Below are 6,051 nucleotides of genomic sequence, written 5' to 3'. Positions count from 1 at the left end.
GGCCCCCAAGACCAGCGCAGCCGCCCCCGCAACCAGTACCAAGGCCCCGGCTGCCAGCGCGCCAGCGCCCGCAGCAGCCAAGGGAGGCAACGACGACGACTGGGAGAGCTTCTGAGCGGTGGCCACTGCCCGAGCCCATGGGGTGTGATTAAAAACAGCCCCTGGCGCTTGTCTATCAAGCGCTAATAGCTATCAAAAAAGGAGCGTTCTGGGCGCACTGCAGGTTTCTGCCCTGCAGCGCGCCTTGTGCTTTCTGGCGCCATTCCGTTTGCCACGGCCCGCGTATCGCCGCTGCCGGGGGGCGTCGTTTTTCTTGGGACAAATGTTCGCAAACGTAACGGAAAGCGCTATGCTGAACGCACAGGCCTTCCGCTCTTGTGCGGCTGCGGGTTTGTCTTGGATGCGTTGGTCTTTTGCCGGGAGTTCTTTCATGGTTCACGGCTTTGACTTTGCTGGTGCATGGGCTGTCGGCCCTTGGGACCAGGGTTGCCGGTCACCTGCCTGGCGCACATCCTGCGTGTCGCTTCCCGCCCGCTTGCACCACCACAACCCAGCCCTCTGCCGCCGGCCTGCAGACCGATGGCGCCCTGGCGCGTGGTGGAGTTGCAGTTTCTTCCATGTCCCCACTTCAGGAGCGTTGCCATGAACCAGTTCAAGATATCCACGCGCCTTGCCGGTCTGCTCGCAGCCTTGTGCCTGCTGGTGTTGCTGGTCGGCGTGGCGGGGTTGTTCGGCATGGGGCAGTCGAATACGGGGCTCAAGTCGGTGTACGACGATCGCGTCGTGCCCCTCAAGCAGATCAAGGTGGTGGCAGACATGTATGCCGTCAATGTGGTCGATGCCGCGCACAAGGTACGTGACGGCGCCATGACTTCAGTGCAAGGGCTGCAGTCGGTGGCCGACGCACGCAAGGCCATCGAATCGAACTGGAAAGCCTACCTGGCCACACACCTCGTGCCGGAGGAAACCCAGCTGGTCGAGCGCTTCAAGCCCCTGCAGGTCAAGGCCGACGGGGCGGCCGATGCGCTCACCGGCCATTTGCGATCGGGCGATGTGGCCGCGCTCACCGCCTTTGCGGCCAAGGAGATGTACCCCGCCATCGATCCGCTGCAGGATGTGCTGAGCCAGCTCATGCAGGTGCAGCTTGACCGCGCCAAGGCCGAGTACGACCGCGCCGAGACGAGCTTTCAGACGATCCGCGCCATGGTGCTCACGGCGGTGGTGCTGGGCATCCTGCTGGCGGTGTTGATGGGCGGCGCCATGATCCGGCAGATCTCGCGTGCGCTGGGCAACGCGGTGCAGATCACCGATTCGGTGGCGCAGGGCGACCTCACGGTGCCGATCAAGGCGCAGGGCAAGGACGAGATCGCCCAGCTGCTCGGTGGCCTGACGGCCATGCGCGACAACCTCGCGAATGTGGTGTCGGGCGTGCGTGGCAATGCGCAGGGTGTCGCATCGGCCAGCGCCGAGATCGCCTCGGGCAACAACGACCTGTCCATCCGCACCGAACAGCAGGCCAGCGCGCTGCAGGAGACGGCGGCATCGATGGAAGAACTGAGCTCCACCGTCAAGCAGAACGCCGACAACGCGCGCCAGGCCAACCAGCTGGCGATGAGCGCATCGACCGTGGCCGGGCAGGGCGGCGATGTGGTGTCCGAGGTGGTCGAGACCATGAAAGGCATCAACGACAGCAGCAAGAAGATCGCCGACATCATCAGCGTCATCGACGGCATCGCCTTCCAGACCAACATCCTTGCGCTGAATGCGGCCGTGGAAGCGGCCCGTGCGGGCGAGCAAGGCCGGGGCTTCGCCGTGGTGGCCGGAGAAGTGCGCAGCCTGGCAGGGCGCAGTGCCGAGGCCGCCAAAGAGATCAAGGCCCTGATCACCGCCAGCGTCGAGCGCGTGGAGCAGGGCTCGGCGCTGGTGGACAAGGCGGGTGTGACGATGACCGAGGTGGTGTCCTCCATCCGCCGCGTGACGGACATCATGGGTGAGATCAGTGCGGCCAGCAGCGAGCAGAGCACGGGTGTGTCGCAGGTGGGCGAGGCCGTGACGCAGATGGACCAGGTCACGCAGCAGAACGCCGCGCTGGTGGAGGAAATGGCCGCTGCCGCCAGCAGCCTGAGCCAGCAGGCCCAGGCGCTGGTGGGGGCCGTGGCTGTGTTCAAGCTGGACGCCAACGCCAACGCCAACGCCAATACAAGCACCGGCATTTCCCTTGCACCTGCAGCCCGGGCCTCCATGCCTGCACCGGGGATGGCCGCCCATCGCGCCACACCGTCCAAGGCCGGTGGCAGCAGCTTCCGCGGCCCCAAGACGGCGGTCAAACCCCAGACAAAACTGCCCACGCCGAAGGCAGGTGCCGCCCCTGCCGACGGCAAGCCCGGGGCGCACAGCCCGGCACCGGCATTGGCAGGAGGCGATGACGACGAATGGGAGCGTTTCTGAGCCCACGCATGCAAAGCGCGGCACAAAAAATGATCGATACAGGCTGCCAGCGCTTATCTATCAAGCGCTGGTAGCTATCAAAAAAGAGTGCAGAAGAGTGCACATGAAGGAGGCCTTCTTTGTGTTTTTCTTTCTGCCGCACACCACCAAGGTGCTCTCAGGGCTCCATCTGTTTTGAAGCTTGTTTTTGCTTTCCGGCTGAGTCGTCGACCGCCAAGGCCGTAGCCAGCCTGCCGACGGTGGCCAAGGCTGCTTCAAACTGCTCTTGCGCCGGGTGCCCGTAGTTGATACGCACGCAGTGGGCAAAGCGCCGGTCTGCCGAAAATATCTGCCCCGGCGCCAGGCTGATGCCGCGCTGCAGTGCCTGGCGGTGCAGTTGCAGGGCGTCGACCTGCGGCGGTAGCTCCACCCACAAAAAGTACCCGCCCTCGGGCTGCGACACCCGCGTGCCCGGTGGGAAGTGCCGGGCCACTGCGGCCAGCGCGATGGCCTGCTGCTGCGCCAGGCTGCGGCGCAGCTGGCGCAGGTGCCGGTCGTAGCCGCCCTGGGCCAGGTATTCGGACAGCGCCTGCTGCGACGGCGTGGCGGCCGACAGGGTGGTCATGAGCTTCAAGCGCTGCACCGCCGTGGCAAACCGGCCCGCCGCCACCCAGCCCACGCGGTAGCCGGGCGCCAGGCTCTTGCTGAACGAGCTGCAGTGCATCACCAGGCCTTGGGTATCGAACGCCTTGGCCGGGGGCGGGCGGTGCGGGGCGAAGTGCAGCTCGCCGTACACGTCGTCTTCGATCAGCGGCACCTGGTGGCGGGCCAGCAGGGCGACCAGCTCGCGTTTCTTGGCTTCGGGCATCAGGCTGCCCAGGGGGTTCTGAAAGCTGGGCATGAGCCAGCAAGCCTTGACCCGCTGGTGCGCTGGCTGGCGCTCCAGCGCCTCGGCCAGTGCGGCCAGGTCGATGCCGTCGCGCGGGTGGGTGGCAATTTCCAGTGCCTGCAGGTTCAGCCGCTCCAGCGCCTGCAAGGCGGCATAGAAGGTGGGCGATTCGACCACCACGATGTCGCCCGGCTGGGTGACGGCCTCCAGGCAGAGGTTCAGGGCCTCCATCGCGCCGTTGGTGATGATGATCTCTTCCACATCCACCGCGCTGCCGTGCAGGCCGTAGCGCAGCGCGATCTGCTGGCGCAGGCGTTCGTCGCCGGGCGGCAGGCTTTGCACGATGTTCCAGGGGTCGAGCTTGCGCATGCCGCTGGCCAGGCAGCGCGCCAGCCTATCCAGCGGAAACAGCTCCAGCCCCGGAAACGCCGAGCCCAGCGGCACCAGGTCGCGGTCGCGCGCCAGGCCCAGCACTTCGAACACCAGGTCACTGATGGCCACGCCGGTGGAGGTGTGCGCGGGCTGCGAGGGCAGAGGCTCGGCGGGGCGCGACCCGGTGGCGGGCAGCCGGGCGCTGACGTAGTAGCCCGAACGCGGCCGGGCGTGGATGAGGCCCTGGGCCTCCAGCAGGTAATACGCCTCGAACACGGTGGACGGGCTGATGCCGCGCGTGCGGCTGGCCTCGCGCACGGACGGCACGCGGTCGCCCGGGCGCAGGGCGCCGCTGTGGATGAGTTGGGCGATGGCGTCGGCGTGGCGTTCGTAGCGTTTCATGAGAGGCTGGGGTTGATCCAGGGCAAACTGATCTGTATTTTTAACTGGAAACTGAATCTGTACTGTTTTTGGGGCGGGGCGTAGAGTGGGGGCGTGTGCTGGTGCCCGTCGCGATGTGTGCGGGCCGGCCGTTTCCCGACTGACAAAACCCCATGATCGATTGCCCGCGCAGCCTGCTGCGCCCTGTTTCCCGCCTGGCCAGCGCCACTGCCGCAATGGCGCTGGCGTGGAGCGCTGGCGCCTGGGCCCAGCCCGTGTCCACTCCTGCGACGGCTGCGGCGGCCCCGTCCGCCACGGTGTCCGCGTCGTCGATGTCCTCGCGCGTGTTGGCCTGCACGGCCTGCCACGGCAAGGAAGGCCGCGCCACGCCCGACGGCTACTTTCCGCGCATCGCGGGCAAGCCGGCGGGCTACCTGGCCAACCAGTTGCTCAACTTTCGCGACGGGCGGCGCAGCTACCCGCAGATGACCTACCTCATCGAGCACCTGACGGACGACTACCTGCGTGAAATGGCCGAGCACTTTGCCGCGCAGGATGTGCCGTACCCGCCGCCGCCCGCTCCCCAGGCGCCTGCCGCCGCGCTGGAGCAGGGGCGCAGGCTGGTGCACCAGGGCGACGCTGCGCGCCGCATCCCTGCCTGCGTGTCGTGCCACGGCAGCGCCATGACGGGCGTGGCGCCGTCCATCCCGGGCCTGCTGGGCCTGCCGCGCGACTACCTCAACAGCCAGCTGGGCGCCTGGAAGACCGGCCAGCGCCGCGCCCATGCGCCCGACTGCATGGCCGACATCGCCCGCCAGCTCACGCCCGACGATGTGAGCGCCGTGTCGGCCTGGCTGGCGGCCCAGCCGGTGGCCGGGGGCGGCAAGCCCGCGCGCACCCTGCCGGCCGCCATGCCCGCCCGCTGCGGCGGCGTGGCCGAGGTGCCCGTGGCCGCTGCAGCTGCAGCACGTTGAGAAGGATGCACCCATGAAACGCATCCTCTGGTCCCTGTCTTCCACCCTGGCGGCTTTGGGTATCGTGGCCGCCGCGCTGGTCACCCTGAACCTGCGCGGCGAAGAGCCGCTGCCCGCGGCCGAGACGCTGCAAAGCACGCCCGCGCTGGTGGCGCGCGGCGAATACCTGGCGCGCGTCGGCAACTGCATGGCCTGCCACACCACGCAGGGCGGGGCGCCGTTTGCGGGCGGGCGCGGCATCGAGACGCCGTTTGGCGTGGTGCACAGCTCCAACCTCACGCCCGACCCGGCGCAGGGCATCGGCAGCTGGACGTCGGCCGAGTTCTGGCGCGCCATGCACCATGGCCGCAGCAAGGACGGGCGGCTGCTGTACCCGGCCTTCCCGTACCCCAACTACACCCAGGTGACGCGCGCGGATTCGGACGCCATCTTTGCGTACCTGCGCAGCGTGCCCCCCGCCAGCGAGCCGAACCGCGCACACGCGCTGCGCTTTCCGTACAGCACGCAGGCGGCGCTGGGGGTGTGGCGTGCGCTGTTCTTTGCCCCGGGCGCCGCCAGCACCGCTGCCGACGCCGCACCCACGAAGACGGCCGAGTACGACCGCGGCGCCTACCTGGTCAACGGCCTGGGCCACTGCACGGCCTGCCACACGCCGCGCAACGCGCTGGGCGCCACGGCCGACGCCAAGGCCTTCAACGGCGGGCTGATCCCGGTGCAGAACTGGTATGCCCCCGCGCTCAACGCGGCGGCCGAGGCGGGCGTGAAGGAATGGGCCACCGACGACGTGGTGGCCTTGCTGAAAACCGGTGTGGCCCCGCACGGGTCGGTGCTGGGCCCCATGGCCGAGGTGGTGTTCCGCAGCACGCAGTACCTGACCGATGCCGATGCACGCGCCATGGCCGTGTACCTGCAGGCGCTGCCGCAGCAGGCCGCCCGCGCCACCCCGGCGCCCTACACCGCGCCACCCGCCGCCGCCATGGCACGGGGTGGCAAGGTGTACGAGCAGCA

At 68.3% G+C, this 6,051-nt stretch carries 3 protein-coding genes and 1 pseudogene; 3 read left to right on the top strand and 1 reads right to left on the bottom strand.

Features of this window, described 5'->3' with window-relative positions:
• The first annotated feature begins 642 nt into the window (after window positions 1-642).
• Complete coding sequence (locus ASE52_RS08125) at window positions 643-2,448, top strand: methyl-accepting chemotaxis protein (protein WP_057225022.1); 1,806 nt, start codon at window positions 643-645, stop codon at window positions 2,446-2,448.
• A gap of 157 nt (window positions 2,449-2,605) precedes the next feature.
• Here ASE52_RS08125 and ASE52_RS08120 read toward each other — a convergent pair whose 3' ends face one another.
• The gene (locus tag ASE52_RS08120) at window positions 2,606-4,090 is read right to left on the bottom strand and encodes a PLP-dependent aminotransferase family protein (RefSeq protein ID WP_057225020.1); all 1,485 of its coding nucleotides are present in this window, start codon (window positions 4,088-4,090) and stop codon (window positions 2,606-2,608) included.
• 152 nt (window positions 4,091-4,242) lie between these two features.
• On the opposite strand from ASE52_RS08120, the gene ASE52_RS08115 reads away from it, so the two are divergent.
• Window positions 4,243-5,043 (top strand): c-type cytochrome, encoded by an 801-nt coding sequence (locus ASE52_RS08115; RefSeq protein ID WP_057225018.1) that lies wholly within the window; start codon window positions 4,243-4,245, stop codon window positions 5,041-5,043.
• A gap of 13 nt (window positions 5,044-5,056) precedes the next feature.
• Window positions 5,057-6,051: pseudogene (locus ASE52_RS08110) on the top strand (cytochrome c); the annotation flags it as partial.

The sequence above is a fragment of the Acidovorax sp. Root275 genome (assembly GCF_001428965.1).
Lineage (GTDB): Bacteria > Pseudomonadota > Gammaproteobacteria > Burkholderiales > Burkholderiaceae_C > Acidovorax > Acidovorax radicis.
This window is presented reverse-complemented; position numbering and strand designations above follow the sequence as displayed.

What these genes read in the sequence shown, in the direction of transcription:
- ASE52_RS08115 (WP_057225018.1), top strand. Translation starts at nt 4,243, where the DNA reads ATGATCGATTGCCCGCGCAGCCTGCTGCGCCCTGTTTCCCGCCTGGCC.
- ASE52_RS08125 (WP_057225022.1), top strand. Translation starts at nt 643, where the DNA reads ATGAACCAGTTCAAGATATCCACGCGCCTTGCCGGTCTGCTCGCAGCC.
- ASE52_RS08120 (WP_057225020.1), bottom strand. Translation starts at nt 4,090, where the DNA reads ATGAAACGCTACGAACGCCACGCCGACGCCATCGCCCAACTCATCCAC.